Genomic DNA, 21,539 nt, shown 5'->3' on the forward strand with positions numbered 1-21,539 from the left:
CTCCCTAAAAACCCAGGCTGGACAGCAGATCGTCGACATCGTCCTGACCGGACACGACGTCTTCACGCTTATCGGCATGAATCTGCGGACCTTCACCCCGAGTTGGATGTTTTTCTTCATCTTTTTCAGCGCGCAATTGATCGTGGTCATGTTCGATGCCGGCAAAGCGGTCGACTTGACTGGCCATCAGCACGAGCTTGAGCAGATTGCTTTCGACTTCGGTGACCAGCGCGGTCACCCGCTTGATCACCTGCCCGGTCAGGTCCTGATAGTCCTGAGCCAGGAGAATATCGTTGAGGTGGCCGGCGACCTTGCGGTTGCCCTCGGCACTTTGCGTCAGGAAACTGTCGACGCGCTTGACCAGCTCGCGGAACTCCGGCGCCGCCACTTCGCGGCGCATGAAGCGCTGCCAGTCGGCAGACAGGCCCTGCGCCTCTGTCGCCAGGTCGTTGAGCACCGGCGTGCTCTGCTCCACCAGGTCCATGGTGCGGTTGGCCGCGTTCTCGGTCAGCCGCACCACGTAGGACAGCCGTTCGGTGGCGTCGGTGATCTGCGACACTTCCTCGGCCTGCGGCATGCGCGGGTCGATCTGGAAGCTGACGATGGCGCTGTGCAACTCGCGGGTCAGCTTGCCGACTTCCTGGTACAGGCCGCGGTCACGGGTCTGGTTGAGCTGGTGGATCAGCTGCACCGCCTCGCCGAACTGGCCGCGCTCAAGGCTCTGCACCAGCTGTTCGGCGTGCTTCTTCAGGGTCGACTCGAACTCCCCCAGAGAATCGTTTCTTGATTCCATAGCGCCCCCAGACATGCTTCAGCCGTTGACGCGTTCGAAGATCTTCTCGATCTTTTCTTTGAGCACCTGCGCGGTGAATGGCTTGACCACGTAGCCGTTGACGCCGGCCTGGGCCGCTTCGATGATCTGGTCGCGCTTGGCCTCGGCAGTCACCATCAGCACCGGCATGCCTTTGAGGCGATCATGGGCACGTACCTTGCGCAGCAGGTCGATGCCGGACATGCCCGGCATGTTCCAGTCGGTCACCAGGAAGTCGTAGTGGCCGCTTTCGAGCATCGGCAGCGCGGTGGTGCCGTCGTCGGCTTCGTCGGTGTTGGTGAAGCCCAGATCACGCAACAGGTTCTTGATGATCCGCCGCATCGTCGAGAAGTCGTCAACGATGAGGATTTTCATATCTTTGTTCAATTAGACCTCCAAGCAGTCTTAAACGCGCTCGTCTCACAAGCGCGCGCTCAATCAATTCGGCATCACTTACAACGACTGCATCGAACCCGGGTTCAACGTGCCCGCCATTCGCCCAGGCGGCTGCGCAGACGCGCCGCGCACTGGCTGTGCAACTGGCTGACACGCGATTCGCTGACCCCCAGCACTTCCCCGATTTCCTTGAGGTTCAACTCTTCGTCGTAGTACAGCGCCAGGACCAGGCGCTCGCGCTCCGGCAGGTTGGCGATCGCATCGGTCAGCGCAGCCTGGAAGCGTTCGTCTTCCAGATCACGCGACGGCTCGACCTGGCCACTGGCACCGTCCTCGTGCAACCCTTCGTGCTCGCCGTCCTGCAGCAGGTCGTCGAAACTGAACAGGCGGCTGCCCAAGGTATCGTTCAGGATCCCGTAATAATCATCGAGACCCAATTGGAGTTCGGCAGCAACCTCGTGATCTTTAGCGTCACGACCGGTTCTTGCTTCGACGGCGCGAATTGCGTCACTGACCATGCGCGTGTTGCGGTGCACCGAACGGGGTGCCCAATCGCCCTTGCGCACCTCGTCGAGCATGGCGCCACGGATGCGGATGCCGGCGTAGGTTTCGAAACTGGCGCCTTTGCTGGCATCGTACTTGTTGGCCACTTCCAGCAGGCCGATCATGCCCGCCTGGATCAGGTCCTCGACCTGCACGTTGGCCGGCAGGCGCGCCAGCAAGTGGTAGGCGATGCGCTTGACCAGCGGTGCATAGCGCTCGACCAGCTCGTACTGGGCGTCCTTGGACGCCTTGCTGTACATCTTGAACCCGCTCGCATTCATAGCACCGGCCCCGCACTGGTGGGATGAACCAGGCGCTCGACGAAGAACTCCAGGTGCCCGCGCGGGTTGGCCGGCAGCGGCCAGCTGTCGACCTTCTGCGCGATGGCCTTGAAGGCCAGGGCGCACTTGGAGCGCGGGAACGCTTCGTAGACAGCGCGCTGCTTCTGCACCGCCTTGCGCACGCATTCGTCATACGGCACGGCGCCGACATACTGCAGCGCGACGTCGAGGAAGCGGTCGGTGACCTTGGTCAGCTTGGCGAACAGGTTGCGCCCTTCCTGCGGGCTTTGCGCCATGTTGGCCAGGACGCGGAAACGGTTCATGCCGTAGTCGCGGTTGAGCAGCTTGATCAGGGCGTAGGCATCGGTGATCGAGGTGGGTTCGTCGCACACCACCAGCAGCACTTCCTGCGCGGCGCGAACGAAACTGACCACCGAGTCACCGATGCCCGCAGCGGTGTCGATCACCAGCACATCGAGGTTGTCGCCGATCTCGCTGAAGGCCTGGATCAGCCCGGCGTGCTGGGCCGGCGCCAGGTGCACCATGCTCTGCGTGCCCGAGGCGGCCGGCACGATGCGCACACCGCCAGGGCCCTGCAGCAGCACATCGCGCAGCTCGCAACGGCCTTCGATGACGTCGGCCAGGGTGCGCTTGGGGGTCAGGCCCAGCAGGACGTCGACGTTGGCCAGACCCAGGTCGGCGTCCAGCAGCATGACCCGGCGGCCGAGTTCGGCCAGCGCCAGGGACAGATTCACTGAAACGTTGGTCTTGCCGACGCCACCTTTGCCACCGGTGACGGCGATCACCTGTACGGGATGCATGCTACCCATGTCTGTTCTTTACCTTGTCTCGCGTGGGACGTGCCCACTTGACGGATCGCTGCCGACCCCCTGCGCCGTTCATCTTCAACCCGCGCGCTTATCGGGATTGTGGTAGAGATCAGCGAACATGTCGGCCATGGCCTCTTCGCTGGGCTCCTCCTGCAACTGCACGCTGACCGCGCGGCTCACCAACTGGTGCTTGCGCGGCAACTGCAGGTCGTCAGGAATGCGCGGACCATCGGTGAGATAGGCCACGGGCAGTTCGTGACTGATGGCCAGGCTCAGCACTTCGCCGAGGCTGCCCGTTTCATCGAGCTTGGTCAGGATGCAACCGGCCAGGCCGCAGCGCTTGTAGCTGTGGTAGGCGGCGGTCAGCACCTGCTTCTGGCTGGTGGTGGCCAGTACCAGGTAGTTCTTGGCGGCGATGCCGCGGCTGGCGAGCGACTCCAGCTGCATGCGCAGTGCCGGATCGCTGGCCTGCAGGCCGGCGGTATCGATCAGCACCACGCGCTTGCGCAGCAGCGGCTCCAGGGCCTGGGCCAGCGACTGGCCGGGGTCGACGTAGGTCACCGGTACGTTGAGGATGCGCCCCAGGGTCTTGAGCTGCTCCTGGGCACCGATGCGGTAGCTGTCCATGCTCACCAGCGCCAGGTGCTGCGAGCCGTACTTGAGCACGTAGCGCGCGGCGAGCTTGGCCAGGGTGGTGGTCTTGCCCATGCCGGCCGGGCCGACCATGGCGATGACACCGCCCTCCTCGATCGGCTCGACCTCGGGCACCTCGATCAGGCGCGCCAGGTGGGCCAGGACCATGCGCCAGGCCTGGCGCGGGTCTTCGATCTCACCAGCCAGGTCGAGCAGTTCGCGGGCGATCGGGCCGGACAGGCCCAGGCGCTGCAGGCGGCGCCAGAGGTTGGCCTGCTGCGGCTTGTTGCCCTGCAACTGGCCCCAGGCAAGCGACCCCAGCTGCACTTCGAGCAGCTCGCGCAGGCCGGAGAGCTCCGAGCGCATGGCATCGAACACGCGCTTGTCCACCGATGGCGCGGCAGGGGCCGGCGCGGGCGCCGGCACATCCACGTGCGGCTCGACCAACGGCTCGGAGGCGGTCAGCGACAGGCCGGCAAACAGTTGCCGGTTGCCGACATCGACCTCACCGCGCCCGTCCAGTTCGGCCTGGGCAGTGGCGATGCGCGAGTGGGTCTTGCGCAGCTCGTCCTCGAGCTCGACGTTGGGCACGCGCGGGGCCAGGGCGGACAGCTTGTAGTCCAGCGCGGCCGTCAGCTCGACACCCCCGGCGATGCGCCGGTTGCCGATGATCGCGGCATCGGCGCCAAGCTCATCACGGACCAGCTTCATGGCCTGACGCATATCGGCGGCGAAAAAACGCTTAACTTGCATAACCCACTACCTCAGCCATTAGGGCCCACGGTGGCAACGATGGTGACTTGCTTGTTGTCCGGTATTTCCTGGTACGCCAGCACGTGCAGGTTGGGCACGGCCAGACGACCGAATCTCGACAGCATGGCACGGATCGGGCCGGCGACCAGGAGAATGGCCGGCTGGCCCTGCATCTCCTGGCGCTGCGCCGCCTCGATCAGCGAACGCTGCAGCTTCTCGGCCATGCTCGGCTCCAGAAGAACACCGTCTTCCTGACCTTGCCCGGCCCTTTGCAGACTATTGAGCAAGATCTGTTCCAACCTTGGCTCGAGGGTGATCACAGGCAGCTCGGACTCAACGCCGACAATGCTTTGCACGATGGCACGGGACAAACCGACCCGCACCGACGCCACCAACGCGGCGGTATCTTGACTCTTGGCGGCATTGTTGGCGATGGCCTCGGCAATGCTGCGGATATCACGCACCGGCACCTGCTCGGCGAGCAAGGCCTGCAGGACCTTGAGCAGCCCTGACAAGGAAATGACACCCGGCACCAGTTCCTCGGCAAGTTTGGGCGAGGCCTTGGACAACACCTGCAGCAACTGCTGCACTTCCTCGTGACCGATCAGTTCGTGGCAGTGCTTCTGCAGGATCTGGTTGAGGTGGGTGGCGACCACGGTGCTGGCATCGACCACCGTATAGCCCAGCGACTGCGCCTGGGCGCGCTGGGCGACATCGATCCACACCGCTTCCAGGCCGAAGGCCGGGTCGCGCGCGGCGATGCCGTTGAGGGTGCCGAACACCTGGCCCGGGTTGATCGCCAGCTCGCGGTCCGGGTAGATCTCGGCCTCTGCCAGGATCACGCCCATCAGCGTCAGGCGATAGGCACTGGGCTGCAGGTCGAGGTTGTCGCGGATATGCACGGTGGGCATGAGGAAGCCCAGGTCCTGCGAGAGCTTCTTGCGCACGCCCTTGATCCGCGCCAGCAGCTGGCCGCCCTGGTTGCGGTCGACCAGCGGGATCAGGCGGTAGCCGACCTCCAGGCCGATCATGTCGATCGGCGTGACATCGTCCCAGCCCAGCTCCTTGGTTTCCATGGCCCGCTGCGGCGATGGCAGCAGGTCCTGCTGACGCTGTGCCTCCTGCACGGCCACGAGCTTGGCCTTCTGCTGCTTCTTCCACACCAGATAGGCGCCGCCACCGGCCATCAGGCCGAGACTGAGGAAGGCGATGTGGGGCATGCCGGGCACCAGGCCCATCACCACCATCAAGGCGCCGGAAACGGCCAGTGCCTTGGGCGAATCGAACATCTGCCGGTTGATCAGCTTGCCCATGTCCTCGGAGCCCGAGGCGCGGGTGACCATGATCGCGGCCGCGGTCGATAGCAACAGCGAGGGCAATTGCGCCACCAAACCGTCACCGATGGTCAACAAGGCGTACACCTTGCCTGCGTCGCTGAAGGTCATGCCGTGCTGCAGCATGCCGATGAGCATGCCGCCGATGAGGTTGATGAACAGGATCAGCAGGCCGGCGATGGCGTCACCGCGCACGAACTTGCTGGCGCCGTCCATCGAACCGTAGAACTCGGCCTCCTGGGCCACTTCGGCACGCCGCGCCTTGGCCTGGGCCTGGTCGATCAGGCCGGCGTTGAGGTCGGCGTCGATGGCCATCTGCTTGCCGGGCATGGCATCGAGGGTGAAGCGCGCGCTCACCTCGGAAATACGCCCGGCACCCTTGGTCACCACGACGAAGTTGATGATCATGAGGATGGCGAACACCACCGCACCGACCACGTAGTTGCCGCCGATCACCACCTCACCGAAGGCCTGGATCACCTTGCCCGCCGCGCCATGGCCTTCCTGGCCGTGGAGCATGACCACCCGCGTCGAGGCGACGTTCAGCGCCAGGCGCAGCAGCGTCGCCACCAGCAGGATGGTCGGGAAAGCGGCGAAATCCAGGGGCCGCAGGGCATACACGCAGACCAGCAGGACCACGATCGACAGGGCGATGTTGAAGGTGAAGAACACGTCGAGCAGGAACGGCGGGATGGGCAACATCATCATTGCCAGCATCACCAGCAGCAACAGCGGCACACCCAGGTTCCCCCGACCGAGACCGGCCAGGTTGTTGCGGGCGTTGCTGATTAACTGAGCGCGATCCACCGGGTATCCTCTTCAAGCAAAACTTTGACGCCTGAGCAGCGCCTGGGCGTGGCTTTGCAAGAAGCTTTCCAACTTTGCCAGGGTGGAGACCGGGAAGACTTGTGGGAGCGGGTTTACCCGCGAAAGGGCCGGCCACCCTCCTCAAAGATCAACTGTCGCGCTGCAAGTCCGGCGGAATCGGCAGATCCTTCTTCAGCGGCTCCGGCGGCTTACCCTTGCCCGAACGGTACTGACGGATCTGGAACACGTACGCCAGCACCTGCGCTACCGCCAGGTACAGCCCGGCCGGGATCTCGTGCTCGAGCTCGGTGGAGTAGTAGATCGCCCGCGCCAGTGCCGGCGACTCGAGGATCTGCACCTTGTGCTCCTGGCCGATCTCACGGATCTTCAGCGCCAGGAAATCCGTGCCCTTGGCCAGCAGCAACGGCGCTGCGCCGCCCTTCTCCGGATCGTACTTGAGCGCCACGGCGTAGTGCGTCGGGTTGGTGATGATCACATCGGCCTCGGGCACCGCCGCCATCATCCGGCGCTGGGATGCCTCGCGCTGCAGCTGGCGGATGCGCTGTTTGACCTCCGGCTTGCCCTCGGTATCCTTGTATTCGTCGCGCACTTCCTGCTTGGTCATCTTCAGCTTCTTGTGCGTCTGCCAGAGCTGGAACGGCACGTCGACGATGGCGATCAGCAACAGCCCGGCCGCCATCCACAGCGCACTCCAGCCCACCACCTGCACACTGTGGATGATCGCCTGCTCGAGCGGCTCCTTGGCGATGGCCATCAGCGCCTCGCGGTCGTTGGCCAGTACCACCAGCGCCACCACCAGCACCAGGAAGAACTTGGCCACCGCCTTGAGCAGTTCGGTCAGCGAGTTCAGCGAGAACATGCGCTTGATCCCCGACAGCGGGTTCATGCGGCTGAACTTGGGCTGCAGCAGCGAGCCGGAGAACAGGAAGCCGCCGAGCGCGATCGGGGCGACGAACGACACCACGAACAACAGCACCAGCACCGGCTGCGTGGCCCAGATCGCCATCTTCCCCGAAGCCATGAGGAAGGCGCCCATGGCCCGCTCGTCGACGATCACTTCACGCGACAGGGTGAAGTTGACACGCATCAGCGTCATGAGGGTTTCGGCAAGGTGCCCACCAAAGGCCAGCAAGGCGCCGGCGCCACCCAGGGTCACGGCAAAGGTGTTCAGCTCCTTGGAGCGGGCGATATCGCCCTTTTCCCGTGCGTCGCGCTTGCGCTTCTCGGTGGGTTCCTCTGTCTTGTCCTGACCGCTCTCGCTCTCGGCCATGCTCAGCCCGCCCGCGCCAGTTCACGCAGCCACTGCAGGGCCTCGCTGGCCAGTTGCTGGTAGTGCGACAGGATGTCGGCAAGACCGACCCAGAAGATGGCAAGGCCCAGCACCAGGGTCAGCGGAAAACCGATGGAGAAGATGTTCAGCTGCGGCGCCGCGCGGGTCATCACGCCGAAGGCGATGTTGATCACCAGCAGCGCAGCGATCACCGGCAGGATCAGCACCAGCCCGGCACCCAGCACCCAACCCAGGCGCCCGGCGATCTCCCAGAAGTGCGCAACCACCAGGGCATTGCCCACCGGCAAGGTAGTGAAACTCTCGGTCAGCACCTCGATCACCACCAGATGGCCGTTCATCAACAGGAACAGCACGCTCACCAGCATGGTCAGGAACTGCCCGACCACCGCCACGTTGACGCCGTTGGCCGGGTCGACCATCGAGGCCATGGCCATGCCCAGCTGGATCGCGACGATCTGCCCGGCCACGACGAAGGCCTGGAACAGCATCTGCAACGAGAACCCGAACAGCGCGCCAACGATGATCTGCTCGGCGCACAACAGCACCCCGCGCAGGCTCAACGGCTCGAACTCCGGCAAGGGCGGCAGGCCGGGCACGATCACCACGGTGATCGCCACCGCCACGTACAGGCGAATGCGCGCCGGCAGCATCCGCGTGCCGAACACCGGCATGGTCATCAGCACTGCCGCCACACGGAACAGCGGCAGGATGAAGGTCGCGACCCAGGTGCCGATCTGTGCGGCGCTCAGCTCGAGCATGGGCTCATCATCCGATCAACTGCGGAATGCCGCTGTACAGGCCGGTCATGTATTCCATGAACTTCTGCACCAGCCAGGGCCCGACGACGATCAGGGTGATCAGCATCACCAGCAGGCGCGGCAGGAAGCTCAAGGTCTGTTCGTTGATCTGCGTGGCGGCCTGGAAGATCGCCACCAGCAGGCCGACCAGCAGGCTCGGCACCACCAGCACGGCAACCATCAGAGCCGTCAGCCAAAGCGCATCGCGAAACAGGTCGACAGCAACTTCAGGGGTCATGGAACACTCTCCTCGAACGGCCTCAGACGCCGCCGAAACTGCCGGCCAGGGTACCCATGATCAGCGCCCAGCCATCGACCAGCACGAACAGCATGATCTTGAACGGCAACGAGATGATCAGCGGCGACAGCATCATCATGCCCATCGCCATCAGCACGCTGGCGACCACCATGTCGATGATCAGGAACGGGATGAAGATCATGAAGCCGATCTGGAACGCGGTCTTGAGCTCCGAGGTGACGAAGGCCGGCACCAGGATGGTCAGCGGCACCTGGTCGGGGCCGGCGATGTCGGTGCGCTTGGACAGGCGCATGAACAGGTCCAGGTCGCTCTGCCGGGTCTGCGCCAGCATGAAGTCCTTCAGCGGCCCCTGGGCCTTGTCGATGGCCTGCTGGGCAGTCATCTGCTCGTTCAGGTAGGGCTGCAGCGCATCGCGGTTCACCCGGTCGAATACCGGCGCCATGATGAACATGGTCAGGAACAGCGCCATGCCGGTGAGCAGCTGGTTCGATGGGGTCTGCTGCAGGCCCAGGGCCTGGCGCAGGATGGAGAAGACGATGATGATGCGGGTGAAGCTGGTCATCAGGATGACGAACGCCGGGATGAAGCTCAGCGCCGTCATGATCAGCAGGATCTGCAGGCTGACCGAATACTCCTGCTGGCCGTTCGGCCCATTGGACAGGGTGATGGCCGGGATCGACAACGGATCGGCAGCCAGGGCCAGGGGCGCGGCCAGCAGCAGCGCCACGGTCAGCATCAAGCGCAATGCGCCGCTCATCACTTCTTGTCCTTCTGGTCCTTGCCCATCAGCTCGAGCAGCCGCTGGGCGAATTCCGGTGCCGCCTGGCGCGCGCCGGCAGGCACCTCCACCGGTTCGGCCATGACGTGCAGCGCTTCGATGCTGCCCGGGCTGTGGCCGATAAGGATCTGCTCCTTGCCGACCTGAACCAGCAACAGCCGATCGCGCGGGCCCAGCGCCTTGCTGCCGACGATTTCGATCACCTGGCCGCCGCGCGGCTGCGCCACCTGCAGGCGACGCAGCAGCCAGGCCAGCAGGAAGATCGCGCCCACCACCACCAGCAGCCCGAAGACCATCTGCGCCAGCTGCCCGCCCAGGCCGCCCGGCGCCGCACTGGCGGCGGCCGGTGCAGGCTCGGCGGCGGCGATCACTGCCTCGCTGGCAAGCAGTGCGACCAGGGCGGCCACGCCCCGCATCATGCCCTTCACTCAGCGCAGCTTCTTGATGCGTTCGCTGGGGCTGATCACGTCGGTCAGGCGAATGCCGAACTTCTCGTTGACCACCACCACTTCGCCATGGGCGATCAGCGTGCCGTTGACCAGCACATCCAGCGGTTCGCCGGCCAGGCGGTCGAGCTCGATCACCGAACCCTGGTTCAGTTGCAGCAGGTTGCGGATGCTGATTTCCGTGGCGCCCACCTCCATCGAGATGCTCACCGGGATGTCCAGGATCACGTCCAGGTTCGGGCCTTCGAGGCTGACGTTCTCGCTGGGGCGCGGCGAGCTGGCGAACTCCTCCATCGGCAGGCGACCGGCGCCTGGCGAGCGACCGGCATCGGCTGCCAGCAGCGCGTCGATATCGGCCTGACCCGCATCACCGGTCTCTTCCAGGGCAGCTGCCCACTCATCGGCCAGGGCCTGTTCCTCCGGGGAGGTAATCTCGTTTTCGTTAGCCATAAAGTCCTCGACAGGCTTTCAATTCGTGGTGCGACCGACCCGCCGTCAGCGGCGATCGATCGGGTCGATGATCTGCAGCGACAGGGTGCCCTTGTGCGAACCCAGCCGCGCCTTGAACGACGGCACGCCATTGGCGCGCAGTACCAGGTGTTCGGGCAGTTCCACCGGAATCACGTCACCGGGCTGCATGTGCAGGATGTCGCGCAGCTTGAGCTGGCGGCGGGCAACGGTGGCCGACAACGGCACGCTGACGTCCAGCACGTCCTCGCGCAGGGCCTTGACCCAGCGTTCGTCCTGGTCGTCCAGGTCCGACTGGAAACCGGCATCGAGCATCTCGCGCACCGGCTCGATCATCGAATACGGCATGGTCACGTGCAGGTCGCCGCCACCGCCATCGAGCTCGATGTGGAAGGTCGAGACCACCACCGCCTCGCTGGGGCCGACGATGTTGGCCATGGCCGGGTTGACCTCGGAGTTCATGTACTCGAAGTTCACCGGCATGATCGCCTGCCAGGCTTCCTTGAGGTCGACGAAGCACTGGTCCAGGACCATGCGCACCACGCGCAGCTCGGTCGGGGTGAACTCGCGGCCTTCGATCTTGGCGTGACGGCCGTCGCCGCCGAAGAAGTTGTCCACCAGCTTGAACACCAGCTTGGCGTCGAGGATGAACAGCGAGGTGCCGCGCAGCGGCTTGATCTTGACCAGGTTGAGGCTGGTGGGGACGTACAGCGAATGCACGTACTCGCCGAACTTCATCACCTGCACGCCGCCCACCGCCACATCGGCGGAGCGCCGCAACAGGTTGAACATGCTGATGCGGGTGTAGCGTGCGAAGCGCTCGTTGATCATTTCCAGGGTCGGCATGCGACCGCGGACGATCCGGTCCTGGCTGGTCAGGTCGTAGCTCTTGACGCCACCGGGTTCGGCAGCGCTCTCGGTCTGTACCAGCCCATCATCGACCCCATGCAGCAGGGCATCGATCTCATCCTGGGACAGCAGGTCCTGCACGGCCATCTAGTGTGCTCCTACTGCAATACGAAATTGGTGAACAGCAACTGGTCGATGACCGGCTTGCCGACTTCCTTCTGCGCCACTTCCTGGACCACGGCGGTGGCCTTCTGGCGCAGCATTTCCTGACCCACGGCGCTGCTGGCCAGGGTGTCGAAGCCCTGCCCGGAGAACATCATCACCAGGTTGTTGCGGATCACCGGCATGTGCACTTTCAGCGCATCGAGATCGGCCTGGTTGCGGCCTTGCAGGGTAATGCTCACCTGCATGTAGCGCTGGCGACCGTTCTGGTTGAAGTTGACCACGAAGGCCGGAGCCAGGGGCTCGTAGATCGCCGCCTGCTTGACGTTGGCAGCAGCAGGGTCGGCGGCCGGCGCCGGCTCGCTCTTGTGCATGATGAACCAGGTGGCGCCCACCGACAGGCCCACGGCCAGCAGCAAGGCCAGGACCAGCAGCAGGATCAGCTTCAGTTTGCCTTTAGTGGCGGGGTCTTTGACTGCGTCGCTCTTCGCCATGCCAATAATCCGTCGTCCATCGCGGTTTCAAGAAAGGATGACGTGGCTTGAGCAAGTGTTATGCCAGATTTGCCCAGGCGGGCTTGAGCACATTTTTTTCAGGTACGCCGGTGTCGTTGCGGGCGCCGCTCATGGATTGTCAGGCGTAGTAGTCCACCGCACTGTCGCCGATCACCACCTGCTGCTCGAGCGGCCGCGAGGCATCGGCCAGCTCACCGTCATCACTGCCCTCCCCGGCCCGACGTGCGGCGACACCCGACAGGTTCGAGCCGCCCTGCTGGGCCTGCTGCTGTTGCTGGCGCGACTGGTCGGCGACATTGACGTCAGGCTGCGCCAACCCCTGCTGGGCGAACAGCTCGCGCAGGCGGTAGAGCTGGCTGTCCAGCGCATCACGCACGCCGGCATGGCCGCTGATGAAGGTGACCTGGGTGGCCTGGTCGGACGCGACATTGACGCGGATGTCAAGGCGCCCGAGTTCGGCCGGCTCGAGCTGGATATCGGCCGACTTGAGGTTCTGGCTCGACAGGTACATGACGCGGTTGACCAGCCCTTCGGTCCAGGCGCCCTGGTTCATCGCCAGCGGCTGGTGCAGCGGATTGGTCGGCGGCACGGCATGGGCGGTCTTGGCGGTAACGGCCTGGGTGAGGTTGGCCAGGCGGTTGGCGAAGTCGTCCACACGGGTGTCGCTGTCGGCATGCCTGGCGTCCTTCAGGCCATTGGCGAGCAATTCGGAGAAACCTTTCTCGCCAGGCTGCGACTGCCCGCGCTCGGACTCACCCTCGGGCTTGATGGCCAGGTTCGCCAAGGTATTGACGTTGGCCTGGGCACTGTCGTCCTGGGCCTGGGTCTTGTCGCCCGGCGCGGAGGCGTGAGTGGAGGTCGTTCCCTTGGCCTGGGCACTCTGCTCCAGGGCCAGGCGCAGGGTGGGCATGTTCGCCAAGGCATCGGCCTCGGGGTCGAAATCGCTGTCGGCCTGCTCGGCGACCGGGGGCGCCGGTTGTTCAGGCACAGGTTGCGCCGCCGGTTGCTGGACCGCAGCCTGCAGCACCGGCGCGACGGCTTCGGCCTGGGCCTGGATCAGTTGCGCGCCGGCCTGGGCGTCGGTCACCTGCCCCGCCACCAGATTGGCATCCAGCGAACTCGAATCGCTGGCCTGAGTGCTGTCGCCGGGCTGTTGCGCAGTGTCGCCCGCCTGCTGGGTGCTGTCGCTGCCCGGGCTGCTCTTGTCAGTGGCCTTGTTGCTGGCGCCTGGCAAATTCTTGCCATTGGCGGCAACCGCCGAGGATTTGTCGTTGCCGGTCTTGCCGCTGCTGCTGTAGTCGGGCTTATCCTTCGGCGCCGGCTGGGAAGCCTTGTCGTTGCGCCACGGCGTGGTGTCGCGCTGCTGCCTGGCCATCAACTGATCGAAGCCGCTGCCCTGATTGCCCGGCGCTTGCGGGCTTTTGTCCGCCGCAGGTGCAGGCGCCCGCGAGGTCGCGTTGGCGAGGCCGGCTTGCAACAGGGGGTTGGATGCGACAGGCATTGAAACTCTCCACGCCAGTGAACCGAAATGATCTCTGGGTGTAGACAGGCAAAAGTCGCGCCAGCTTTGCCCTCAGCCTGCAGAAACCCGCTCGCGCTCGCCGCGATAGAAGCGCTGGACCTCGGCGAACTCCTGGTCGATGCGGTTGATCAGGTCTTCGATGCCATACAGCGGCTGTTGCCGCACGCGGTCCTCGAGCTGCTGGCACAGGCTGGCCAGGCCGATGGCCCCCATGTTGCTGCTACTGCCCTTGAAACTGTGCGCTGCCATGCTCAGCTCGTGCGCATCCTTGGCCTCGTGCAACTGGGCGAGGCGACGCTCGGAGTCTTCCAGAAAGGTTTCCAGCAACTGCCGGTAACCCTCCTCCATGACCTCCTGCAGGTCGCTGAGGACCTTATGGTCGATATGCTCGTGTGTCACTTGTTCACTCCTTGATCAAGCCTGATCATGCCTCAATCCTCAGGGACCTCTCACCAGCCGAATTCCACGCGCGCCCGCCGACCTCCATCCAGCCATTCGGCGCGAACACCCAAGCGCCTTACCAAATGCAGACCGCGGCCGCTGAAGCCTTTTTCCGACGCAGGACGTCGCAACACCTTTTCGATATCAAAACCCGTGCCACTGTCACTGATTTCCACTGTCAGACGCCCTCCAGCGGCAATGGGTTCCACCTTCAGCTCGATACGCACGAAGCCTTCGTGCAAACGCGCGAGGCGCTGGGCGCGTTCATGGTAGTACTCGGCAAAGCCTTCGGCGTCCTGCTTGAGCCGCGAATCCAGGCGCAGCACGCCATGCTCCAGGGCGTTGGAGTACAGCTCGCCCAACACACTGTGCAACACCCCGCTGCTGGGACGCAGGCCATGGATCTCCTGGAGGAACTGCAGCAGGTAGGGCACCGGGTTGAAGCGTTTCAGGCTTTCGGCATGCAGCACCAGCGACAGCGACCAGTCCAGCGGGCTCGACTGACCGCTGTCGGAATACACCGGCACCAGCGGCGCCAGGCCGCCCGGTTCGGCCATGCGGATATCGCACAGGCTGATATCGTCGCGCGGTACGCCACCGAAATGCGCCAATGCCTGCATCACTTCGTCGAACAGCTGCTGCGGCTCGCGGTTGGCCTCCAGCACCTGGCGCAGGCGCTCCACACCGAACAGGCGCTCCTGCGCATCGCCAGTGTCGACCACCCCGTCGGAGAGCAGGAACAACCGCTCCCCGGTGGCCAGCGGCAGTATCTCGGTGCCGTCGTCGAACCGTTCGGGCTCGAGGATCCCCAACGGCAGGTGACGCGACGCCAGCACCGACAGCACCTCGCCGGTTGCCGACAGCCGGTAGCCATCCGGCATCCCGCCATTCCACACCTCAACCGTGCCGCGCTCGAAGCTCAGGTTCAGCAGCAGCGCGCAGCAGAACATGTCCACCGGCAGGATGCGCTTGAGCTTGGCGTTCATCTCGCGCAGCGTCTCCACCAGGCCGTAGCCCTTGGCGGTCATGCCATAGAACACTTCAGCCAGGGGCATGGCACCCACCGCTGCGGGCAATCCGTGACCTGTGAAATCCCCGAGCAGCACATGCATGTCGCCCGACGGGGTGAAAGCCGCCAGCAGCAGATCGCCGTTAAACAGCGCGTAAGGCGATTGCAGGTAGCGGATATTGCTGCTGCGCAAGCACCCGGAATGAGCAACCTTGTCGAACACCGCCTTGGCCACGCGCTGCTCGTTGAGCAGGTGATGGTGATGCCGGGCAAGTTCGTCACGTTGTTCCAGCACCGTGGCCTGCAAGCGTCGCAGGCGATCCATGGCGCGGATCTTGGCGGCCAGGATCACCGCACTGTAGGGTTTGGCCATGAAGTCGTCGCCGCCCGCCTCCAGGCAGCGCACCAACCCCTGCTCTTCGTTCAGCGAAGTCAGGAAGATGATCGGTACCAGCGCTTCACCAGCCATTGCCTTGATCCGTCGCGCAGCCTCGAAGCCGTCCATCACCGGCATCAGGGCATCGAGCAACACCAGGTCCGGCGAATGCTCGGCAAACAGGGCCACGGCCTGCTCGCCGTTCTCGGCGGTGACTACCGCGTGCCCCTGGCGCCGGACGATCTGCGCGAGCAGCAAGCGATCTGCCGCACCGTCCTCGGCGATCAGCACCCTCAACCCCTGTTCGACGGGCATGGGAGCCTCAACTGACGTCGAACAATTTTTCGAAGTTGGAAATGGCGAGAATCTTGCGCACGTCGGAGCTGGTATTGATCACTTTGATATCCGAGCGCTCACCACCGGCGTGATCACGTAACAGCAGCAGCATGCCCAGCGCTGAGCTGTCGAGGTACGTGGCTTCCTTCAGATCCACCACCACCGAGGCGGGCGGCGGGCTCTGGAGCTCGTAGGCGTCACGAAATTCCTGATGCTTGCCGAAATCGAAACGGCCCTTGACCTTGATCGTCAGCTGCTTTTCGTCCGGTGAAAAATCAGATTCGACTGCCATGCGTGCGATTCCTTCGATGATGGCTACGACTCAGGAAGGTGTAGCAGTCGCCCGGCCGGGCCGCAAGCGCAGCGGCTTGTGCAGGAGCGACCTTGTGTCGCGATCGGGCGCGATGCAAGGCCGCAACTGCAAGTGTTTGAAGACCTAGAAATGCTGCTGGCGGGGCAATCGCTGCGACAGCTCGTCGAGCAGTTTCTGCTCGCGCTTGTCCTCGGCCCGACGCGCCTCGTCCAGGTAGCGCTGCACCAGCTTGCGCAGCCCCTCGACCCGGGCATAGGCCTGCTGCCAGGCATCACGGGCGTTCCTGAGGTTGTTCTGATGCCAGGTCAGGCTCTGGCGCTGCTGGGTCATGGCCGTTTCAAGCTGGCCGAGGAAGCGCTGGTAGTTCACCAGCCAACTGCCGCCCACACCCTGACTGCCGCGATTGATCCACTGCAGTTGGTAGTCTTCGCGAAAACGCTCAAGCTCGGCGAGCTTGGCCTGGGCCTGGGCCACCAGTTGCTGGAAGTGCCCCATGCGCTGGACCGCCTTGCGCTCGGCTTCCTCGGCCATCTCCACCACCGGCGACAGGCGCGCGGCACGACTGGGCAGGGCCATGAGCTATCAGCCGCCCGCCGGCGGTGCGAACACCGCGCCGAGCTGCTCGCGGCTCTCGGGCATGCCGACGCTCTCGTCCAGCCCCTGGCGCAGGAAGGCCACCAGTTTGGACTGCAAGGCAATGGCCAGGTCGGTTTCCGGGTCGCCGCCGGCAACGTAGGCGCCGACGCTGATCAGGTCGCGACTCTGCGACAGGCGCGACCACAACTGCTTGAACTTCTGCGCCTGGCGCAGATGATCGGCGTCCACCACCTGCGGCATGACCCGGCTGATCGAGGCTTCGATATCGATCGCCGGATAGTGGCCTTCCTCGGCCAGGCGCCGGGACAACACGAAGTGGCCATCCAGCACGCCTCGCGCCGAGTCGGCTATAGGGTCCTGCTGGTCGTCGCCCTCGGAGAGCACGGTGTAGAACGCCGTGATCGAGCCACCCCCGGCCTCGCCGTTACCGGCGCGCTCGACCAGCTTGGGCAGCTTGGCGAACACCGAAGGCGGATAGCCGCGAGTGGCCGGTGGCTCGCCAATGGCCAGGGCGATTTCCCGCTGCGCCTGGGCAAAACGGGTCAGTGAATCCATCAACAACAGGACATTCTTGCCCTTGTCGCGGAAATACTCGGCGATACGCGTGCAATACATGGCTGCGCGCAGACGCATCAGCGGTGCATCGTCGGCTGGCGAGGCAACCACCACCGAGCGCTTGAGGCCTTCCTCGCCAAGGATGTGCTCGATGAATTCCTTCACCTCGCGACCCCGCTCACCGATCAGCCCGACCACGATGATGTCGGCCTTGGTGAAGCGGGTCATCATGCCCAGCAGCACCGACTTGCCGACACCGGTACCGGCGAACAGGCCCAGGCGCTGGCCGCGGCCGACGGTCAACAGGCCGTTGATGCTGCGGATGCCGACATCCAGGGGCTGACTGATCGGATCACGGTTGAGCGGGTTGATCACCGGGCCATCCAGCGGCACCCAGTCCTCGGCCTTCATCCCGCCCTTGCCGTCGAGGGCACGGCCGGCGCCATCGAGCACCCGCCCGAGCATGCTCATGCCCATCGGCAGGCGGCCGCTGTCATCCAGCGGCACCACCCGTGCGCCTGGCGCGATGCCGGCAATGCTGCCGACCGGCATGAGGAACACCTTGCTACCAGCAAAGCCCATCACCTCGGCCTCGACCTGCACCGGGTGATAGCTGTCGTCGTTGATCACCATGCAGCGGCTGCCCACGGCGCCACGCAGACCTTCAGCCTCGAGGGTCAGGCCGACCATGCGCAGCAGGCGCCCCTCGACCACCGGCTGCTCGGGCAGCTTCACGGCCTCGGCGTAACCGCCCAGGCGCCTGGCAAAGCTGGTGCGTTCAAGGCGCATCGGGGGTATCCAGATCGACGGACAGGTCCGGCGCCGCCGGGTGCAGGGATTGATCGTGGGACTGCTCGAACAGCTGCGCCACGGCCTTCTCCATACGCGTTTCCATGGTCGCGTCGATACGGCTGTGGGCGGTCTCGATGCGGCAGCCACCGGGTAGCAGCGACTCGTCCTCGAGCAGCTTCCAGCTCTCCTCATGGCGCTCGCGCAGGGCCTTGGCCAGCTCGAAATCCTGCGGGTTGAGGTGGATGCGGATGTTGTCGGCGCCCATGGGCAGCAGCTTCAGGGCCTCGCGCAGCACATGGGTGATCTGGCTGGAGTCGCTGCGCAACTCGCGGCCGATCACCTGGCGCGCGACATGGGCGACCAGGTGCACGAGGGACTTCTCGATCTGGGTGTCCTGCTCGGCGATGGGCTCGAGCAGGTTCGCCATCAGTTGCTCCAGGCTTGCCAGCTTGGCCGTCAGCGCCTCTTCGGCTTCCTGGCGCACCTTGAGCTGGGTGCTGTGGAAACCCTCGCGCTCACCGGTGGCGAAGCCTTCGTTGTAGGCTTCCTGGCGGATCGCCTCGAGCTCTTCGAGGGTCAGCGGCTGGACTTCCTCCAGCGGCACTTCCTCGACTTCCTCGACCACCTCGGGTTCCGGCTCGGGTTGCGGCTCCGGTTCCGGGTCGAAGCTGGGCAGCGCCCACACATCGACACCCTCGAGGTCACGGGCGCGGATCAGGTCGCTGGGATGTTCTTTGGTGGACATGCGGTCATGTTCTCGAAACCATGTTCAGCCAACGCGCGTCCACAGGGTCAGCGCCAGTCAGCACGGTGCGCGAAATCGCTTAGATCATTTCCTCTGCACCCTTGCCACCGAGCACGATCTCGCCGGCCTCGGCCATGCGTCGGGCAATGGTGAGGATTTCCTTCTGCGCCGTTTCCACGTCGCTGACCCGCACAGGCCCCTTGGCCTCCAGGTCGTCGCGCAGCAGTTCCGAGGCACGCTTGGACATGTTCTTGAAGATCTTGTCCTTGACCTTCTCGTCCGCGCCCTTGAGCGACACCACCAGCACGTCCGAGGACACCTCGCGCAGCAGCGCCTGGATACCGCGGTCGTCGACGTCGGCCAGGTTGTTGAAGACGAACATCAGGTCTTCGATCTGCTCGGACAGGTCGCTGTCGATGTCTCGGATCGCGTCCATCAGCTGGCCTTCGACCGAGCTGTCGAGGAAGTTCATGATGTCGGCAGCACGCTTGATGCCGCCCAGGGTGGTGCGCGCGGCATTGGAGTTGCCGGAGAACTGCTTCTCGAGGATCTGGTTGAGTTCCTTGAGCGCTGCGGGCTGCACGGTGTTCAGCGAAGACACGCGCAGGACGATGTCCAGGCGCACCTTGTGGTCGAAATTGCTCAGCACTTCACCGGCCTGGTCCGGATCGAGGTAGGCCACCACGATGGCCTGGATCTGCGGGTGCTCGTAGCGAATGACATCGGCCACGGCACGCGGCTCCATCCACTTGAGGCTGTCCAGGCCGCTGGTGTTGCCACCGAGCAGGATGCGGTCGATCAGGCCGTTGGCCTTGTCTTCGCCCAGGGCCTGGTTGAGCATCTTGCGGATGTAGCCGTCGGAGCCGACGCCCAGGCTGGTCTGGTCGCCGACGATCTCGACGAACTCGCTCATCACCTGCTCGACCTGCTCGCGGTGCACGTTGCCCATCTGCGCCATGGCCACGCCGACCCGCTGCACTTCCTTGGGCCCCATGTGGCGCAGTACCTGGGCCGCGTCGGTCTCGCCCAGGGACAGCAGAAGAATCGCCGCCTTGTCGACGCGGCTCAGCTTGGCGGTAACGGCTCGGTTGTCACTCATCGGCGTTGATCCACTCTTTCACGACCTGGGCGACACGGCCCGGATCTTCGGCCACAAGGCCCTTGATTGCGTTCAGTTGCGCCTCGTAGCCTTCGCTCGGGCTTGGCAGCAGGATACTGCTCGGCCCACCGAGGCTGACGCGGTCGTTGCCGAGCTCGCCGTCCATGCCGATCATGCCGCCCAGTTCCATGTCGCTGTCGCTGGCCGCGCTCTTGCCGCCACCGGTGATGTTGTTGAGCACCGGGCGCAGCACGCCGAACACCAGCACCAGGATGAACACCACACCCAGCACCTGCTTGATGATGTCCCAGAACCAGGGCTGCGAGTAGAACGGGATGTCGGCCAGGACTTCACCACGGTCGGCGGAGAACGGCACGTTCATCACCGTCACGCTGTCGCCACGGCTGGCGTCGAAGCCGACCGCGTCCTGCACCAGGCGGGTGAAGCGCGACAGGTCCTCGGCCCCCCACGGCGCGCGGGTGGTCTCGCCATTGGCGTCGACCTTGACCTGATCGTCGACCACCACCGCCACCGACAGGCGGGTCAGGCGACCCTGCTGCTGACGGGTGTGGCTGATGGAGCGGTCCAGTTCGAAGTTCTTGGTGCTCTGCTGACGCTTGTCCGAAGGATACGGCGCGAGCATCGGCTGGCCGGTGGCCGGGTCCATGATCTGCTGGCCGTTGGCATCGACCAGCGGCTGGCCGGGCGCAATGGCACCCGCCGGGGTGCCAGTACCGGCGGCGTTCTCAGGTGCGGCGGCGCCGGCCGGTGGCTGGTTGCTCAGGGCACCGGGGACGCCCTGCGGGCCCTGGCTGCTGGCGCGCTGCTCGTTCACCGACTGCTCGCTGCGCAGCGCCGGCTGATCGGGGTTGAACTGCTCGGAGGTGGACTCGACGGCATTGAAGTCGACGTCGGCGGAGACCTCGGCCTTGTAGCGGTCGTTGCCCAGCACCGGCTGCAGGATATTGTGCACACGCTGGGTGAGCAGGCCTTCCATGCGGCGGGTGTAGTCGAACTGCTTGCCGGCCATGGTCAGCGAGGTGTCCTGCAACTGGTCGGAGAGCAGGTTGCCCTTCTGGTCGACCACGGTGACCTGCGACTTGTCCAGTTCCGGCACGCTGGTCGCGACCAGATTGACGATGGCCATCACCTGGCCGGCTTCGAGGTTGCGGCCCGGGAACATCTCGACCAGCACCGAAGCGCTCGGGCGGCGCTCGTCGCGCACGAACACCGAGCTCTTCGGAATCGCCAGGTGCACACGGGCAGCCTTGATGTTGTTGAGGCTGGAGATGGTCCGCGCCAGCTCACCTTCCAGACCACGGCGATAACGGGTCGCCTCCATGAACTGGCTGGTACCCAGGCCCTGGTCCTTGTCGAGGATCTCGAAACCGATGTTGCCGTCGCTCGGCGCCACACCGGCGGCGGCCAGTTTCATGCGCGCACGGGAGAGATCGTCGGCCTTGACCAGCAGCGCACCGGAGTTGGGCTCGACGGTGTAGGGAATGTCGGCAGCGGCCAGGGTTTCCATGACCTGCTTGGTGTCCATGCCGGCCAGGCTGCCGTACAGCGGACGGTAGTCGGGCTGCTGCGACCAGAGCACCACGGCGAAGCCGATGGCCACGCTGGCGGCCAACCCGACCAGCAGGCCGACCTGACGCAGCATGGGCATCTGCGAGATGTTTTCCAGGAACGCCATGCCGAACAGCGGCGGCTTGGCCACGGGCGGGCCACTCTTGGCGGGGGCGTTATCGACGACTGCTTCGGCCATGACTCAATTCGT

23 protein-coding genes are annotated in these 21,539 nt (G+C 64.8%); all 23 read right to left on the minus strand.

From position 1 onward, the window contains the following. Window positions 1–4: 4 nt before the first annotated feature. The 23 genes from AC1TXO_RS18700 to fliF all read right to left on the minus strand — a co-directional run bounded on the left by AC1TXO_RS18700 (window position 5) and on the right by fliF (window position 21,527). Window positions 5–793, minus strand: coding sequence for a protein phosphatase CheZ (locus AC1TXO_RS18700; RefSeq protein WP_486403117.1), 789 nt, complete (start codon window positions 791–793; stop codon window positions 5–7). Window positions 794–811: 18 nt separating this feature from the next. Continuing rightward, a complete protein-coding gene (locus AC1TXO_RS18705; RefSeq protein WP_104881405.1) occupies window positions 812–1,186 on the minus strand; it encodes a chemotaxis response regulator CheY in 375 nt (124 codons plus the stop codon). A 104-nt stretch (window positions 1,187–1,290) separates the two neighbouring features. Continuing rightward, window positions 1,291–2,031, minus strand: a complete 741-nt coding sequence (gene fliA, locus AC1TXO_RS18710) for an RNA polymerase sigma factor FliA (protein ID WP_486403118.1) — start codon at window positions 2,029–2,031, stop codon at window positions 1,291–1,293. Next, complete coding sequence (fleN, locus tag AC1TXO_RS18715; RefSeq protein WP_233631012.1) at window positions 2,028–2,861, minus strand: flagellar synthesis regulator FleN; 834 nt, start codon at window positions 2,859–2,861, stop codon at window positions 2,028–2,030. Before fleN ends, fliA begins: the two co-directional genes overlap by 4 nt. A 75-nt stretch (window positions 2,862–2,936) precedes the next feature. Further along, window positions 2,937–4,247, minus strand: a complete 1,311-nt coding sequence (gene flhF, locus AC1TXO_RS18720) for a flagellar biosynthesis GTPase FlhF (protein ID WP_486403119.1) — start codon at window positions 4,245–4,247, stop codon at window positions 2,937–2,939. A gap of 11 nt (window positions 4,248–4,258) precedes the next feature. After that, window positions 4,259–6,388 carry a flagellar biosynthesis protein FlhA gene (gene flhA, locus AC1TXO_RS18725; protein ID WP_486403120.1) on the minus strand — a complete coding sequence of 710 codons (2,130 nt, stop codon included), beginning with the start codon at window positions 6,386–6,388 and terminating at the stop codon, window positions 4,259–4,261. A gap of 148 nt (window positions 6,389–6,536) precedes the next feature. Then, the gene (gene flhB, locus AC1TXO_RS18730; protein ID WP_426351576.1) at window positions 6,537–7,679 is read right to left on the minus strand and encodes a flagellar biosynthesis protein FlhB; all 1,143 of its coding nucleotides are present in this window, start codon (window positions 7,677–7,679) and stop codon (window positions 6,537–6,539) included. 2 nt (window positions 7,680–7,681) lie between these two features. Then, entirely contained in the window at window positions 7,682–8,458 is a 777-nt protein-coding gene (gene fliR, locus AC1TXO_RS18735; protein WP_486403121.1) for a flagellar biosynthetic protein FliR, read from the minus strand. A 7-nt stretch (window positions 8,459–8,465) separates the two neighbouring features. Beyond that, window positions 8,466–8,735 carry a flagellar biosynthesis protein FliQ gene (gene fliQ / locus AC1TXO_RS18740; RefSeq protein WP_054891869.1) on the minus strand — a complete coding sequence of 90 codons (270 nt, stop codon included), beginning with the start codon at window positions 8,733–8,735 and terminating at the stop codon, window positions 8,466–8,468. A 22-nt stretch (window positions 8,736–8,757) separates the two neighbouring features. After that, window positions 8,758–9,513 carry a flagellar type III secretion system pore protein FliP gene (gene fliP / locus AC1TXO_RS18745; protein ID WP_486403122.1) on the minus strand — a complete coding sequence of 252 codons (756 nt, stop codon included), beginning with the start codon at window positions 9,511–9,513 and terminating at the stop codon, window positions 8,758–8,760. Further along, window positions 9,513–9,950, minus strand: coding sequence for a flagellar biosynthetic protein FliO (gene fliO, locus AC1TXO_RS18750; protein WP_486406863.1), 438 nt, complete (start codon window positions 9,948–9,950; stop codon window positions 9,513–9,515). Before fliO ends, fliP begins: the two co-directional genes overlap by 1 nt. Window positions 9,951–9,962: 12 nt before the next feature. Continuing rightward, entirely contained in the window at window positions 9,963–10,430 is a 468-nt protein-coding gene (gene fliN / locus AC1TXO_RS18755) for a flagellar motor switch protein FliN (protein ID WP_486403123.1), read from the minus strand. A gap of 45 nt (window positions 10,431–10,475) precedes the next feature. Next, window positions 10,476–11,444 (minus strand): flagellar motor switch protein FliM, encoded by a 969-nt coding sequence (gene fliM / locus AC1TXO_RS18760; protein WP_486403124.1) that lies wholly within the window; start codon window positions 11,442–11,444, stop codon window positions 10,476–10,478. An 11-nt stretch (window positions 11,445–11,455) separates the two neighbouring features. Then, entirely contained in the window at window positions 11,456–11,953 is a 498-nt protein-coding gene (gene fliL, locus AC1TXO_RS18765) for a flagellar basal body-associated protein FliL (protein ID WP_486403125.1), read from the minus strand. Between the two features lie 139 nt (window positions 11,954–12,092). Next, window positions 12,093–13,475 (minus strand): flagellar hook-length control protein FliK, encoded by a 1,383-nt coding sequence (locus AC1TXO_RS18770; RefSeq protein WP_486403126.1) that lies wholly within the window; start codon window positions 13,473–13,475, stop codon window positions 12,093–12,095. Window positions 13,476–13,547: 72 nt separating this feature from the next. Next, window positions 13,548–13,895 carry an Hpt domain-containing protein gene (locus tag AC1TXO_RS18775; protein ID WP_486403127.1) on the minus strand — a complete coding sequence of 116 codons (348 nt, stop codon included), beginning with the start codon at window positions 13,893–13,895 and terminating at the stop codon, window positions 13,548–13,550. Window positions 13,896–13,945: 50 nt separating this feature from the next. Further along, window positions 13,946–15,637 carry a SpoIIE family protein phosphatase gene (locus AC1TXO_RS18780; protein ID WP_486403128.1) on the minus strand — a complete coding sequence of 564 codons (1,692 nt, stop codon included), beginning with the start codon at window positions 15,635–15,637 and terminating at the stop codon, window positions 13,946–13,948. A 7-nt stretch (window positions 15,638–15,644) separates the two neighbouring features. Next, window positions 15,645–15,950: an STAS domain-containing protein gene (locus AC1TXO_RS18785; protein ID WP_486403129.1), complete on the minus strand. Its 306-nt coding sequence runs from the start codon at window positions 15,948–15,950 to the stop codon at window positions 15,645–15,647. Window positions 15,951–16,094: 144 nt separating this feature from the next. Then, a complete protein-coding gene (gene fliJ / locus AC1TXO_RS18790; protein WP_486403130.1) occupies window positions 16,095–16,547 on the minus strand; it encodes a flagellar export protein FliJ in 453 nt (150 codons plus the stop codon). Window positions 16,548–16,553: 6 nt separating this feature from the next. Beyond that, window positions 16,554–17,912, minus strand: coding sequence for a flagellar protein export ATPase FliI (gene fliI / locus AC1TXO_RS18795; RefSeq protein ID WP_486403131.1), 1,359 nt, complete (start codon window positions 17,910–17,912; stop codon window positions 16,554–16,556). Further along, window positions 17,902–18,660: a flagellar assembly protein FliH gene (gene fliH / locus AC1TXO_RS18800; RefSeq protein WP_486403132.1), complete on the minus strand. Its 759-nt coding sequence runs from the start codon at window positions 18,658–18,660 to the stop codon at window positions 17,902–17,904. The genes fliI and fliH overlap by 11 nt, the downstream gene beginning before the upstream one ends. Window positions 18,661–18,739: 79 nt before the next feature. Continuing rightward, a complete protein-coding gene (gene fliG / locus AC1TXO_RS18805) occupies window positions 18,740–19,759 on the minus strand; it encodes a flagellar motor switch protein FliG (protein WP_054891882.1) in 1,020 nt (339 codons plus the stop codon). Next, window positions 19,752–21,527 carry a flagellar basal-body MS-ring/collar protein FliF gene (fliF, locus tag AC1TXO_RS18810; RefSeq protein WP_486403133.1) on the minus strand — a complete coding sequence of 592 codons (1,776 nt, stop codon included), beginning with the start codon at window positions 21,525–21,527 and terminating at the stop codon, window positions 19,752–19,754. The genes fliG and fliF overlap by 8 nt, the downstream gene beginning before the upstream one ends. Window positions 21,528–21,539: the final 12 nt, after the last annotated feature.

The organism is Pseudomonas sp. FA117 (genome assembly GCF_057370475.1).

Excerpts from the sequence above, each read along its gene's own strand:
- AC1TXO_RS18700 (WP_486403117.1), bottom strand. The coding sequence starts at position 793 with ATGGAATCAAGAAACGATTCTCTGGGGGAGTTCGAGTCGACCCTGAAG.
- AC1TXO_RS18705 (WP_104881405.1), bottom strand. The coding sequence starts at position 1,186 with ATGAAAATCCTCATCGTTGACGACTTCTCGACGATGCGGCGGATCATC.
- fliA (WP_486403118.1), bottom strand. The coding sequence starts at position 2,031 with ATGAATGCGAGCGGGTTCAAGATGTACAGCAAGGCGTCCAAGGACGCC.
- fleN (WP_233631012.1), bottom strand. The coding sequence starts at position 2,861 with ATGGGTAGCATGCATCCCGTACAGGTGATCGCCGTCACCGGTGGCAAA.
- flhF (WP_486403119.1), bottom strand. The coding sequence starts at position 4,247 with ATGCAAGTTAAGCGTTTTTTCGCCGCCGATATGCGTCAGGCCATGAAG.
- flhB (WP_426351576.1), bottom strand. The coding sequence starts at position 7,679 with ATGGCCGAGAGCGAGAGCGGTCAGGACAAGACAGAGGAACCCACCGAG.
- fliR (WP_486403121.1), bottom strand. The coding sequence starts at position 8,458 with ATGCTCGAGCTGAGCGCCGCACAGATCGGCACCTGGGTCGCGACCTTC.
- fliQ (WP_054891869.1), bottom strand. The coding sequence starts at position 8,735 with ATGACCCCTGAAGTTGCTGTCGACCTGTTTCGCGATGCGCTTTGGCTG.
- fliP (WP_486403122.1), bottom strand. The coding sequence starts at position 9,513 with ATGAGCGGCGCATTGCGCTTGATGCTGACCGTGGCGCTGCTGCTGGCC.
- fliO (WP_486406863.1), bottom strand. The coding sequence starts at position 9,950 with ATGCGGGGCGTGGCCGCCCTGGTCGCACTGCTTGCCAGCGAGGCAGTG.
- fliN (WP_486403123.1), bottom strand. The coding sequence starts at position 10,430 with ATGGCTAACGAAAACGAGATTACCTCCCCGGAGGAACAGGCCCTGGCC.
- fliM (WP_486403124.1), bottom strand. The coding sequence starts at position 11,444 with ATGGCCGTGCAGGACCTGCTGTCCCAGGATGAGATCGATGCCCTGCTG.
- fliL (WP_486403125.1), bottom strand. The coding sequence starts at position 11,953 with ATGGCGAAGAGCGACGCAGTCAAAGACCCCGCCACTAAAGGCAAACTG.
- AC1TXO_RS18770 (WP_486403126.1), bottom strand. The coding sequence starts at position 13,475 with ATGCCTGTCGCATCCAACCCCCTGTTGCAAGCCGGCCTCGCCAACGCG.
- AC1TXO_RS18780 (WP_486403128.1), bottom strand. The coding sequence starts at position 15,637 with ATGCCCGTCGAACAGGGGTTGAGGGTGCTGATCGCCGAGGACGGTGCG.
- AC1TXO_RS18785 (WP_486403129.1), bottom strand. The coding sequence starts at position 15,950 with ATGGCAGTCGAATCTGATTTTTCACCGGACGAAAAGCAGCTGACGATC.
- fliJ (WP_486403130.1), bottom strand. The coding sequence starts at position 16,547 with ATGGCCCTGCCCAGTCGTGCCGCGCGCCTGTCGCCGGTGGTGGAGATG.
- fliI (WP_486403131.1), bottom strand. The coding sequence starts at position 17,912 with ATGCGCCTTGAACGCACCAGCTTTGCCAGGCGCCTGGGCGGTTACGCC.
- fliH (WP_486403132.1), bottom strand. The coding sequence starts at position 18,660 with ATGTCCACCAAAGAACATCCCAGCGACCTGATCCGCGCCCGTGACCTC.
- fliG (WP_054891882.1), bottom strand. The coding sequence starts at position 19,759 with ATGAGTGACAACCGAGCCGTTACCGCCAAGCTGAGCCGCGTCGACAAG.
- fliF (WP_486403133.1), bottom strand. The coding sequence starts at position 21,527 with ATGGCCGAAGCAGTCGTCGATAACGCCCCCGCCAAGAGTGGCCCGCCC.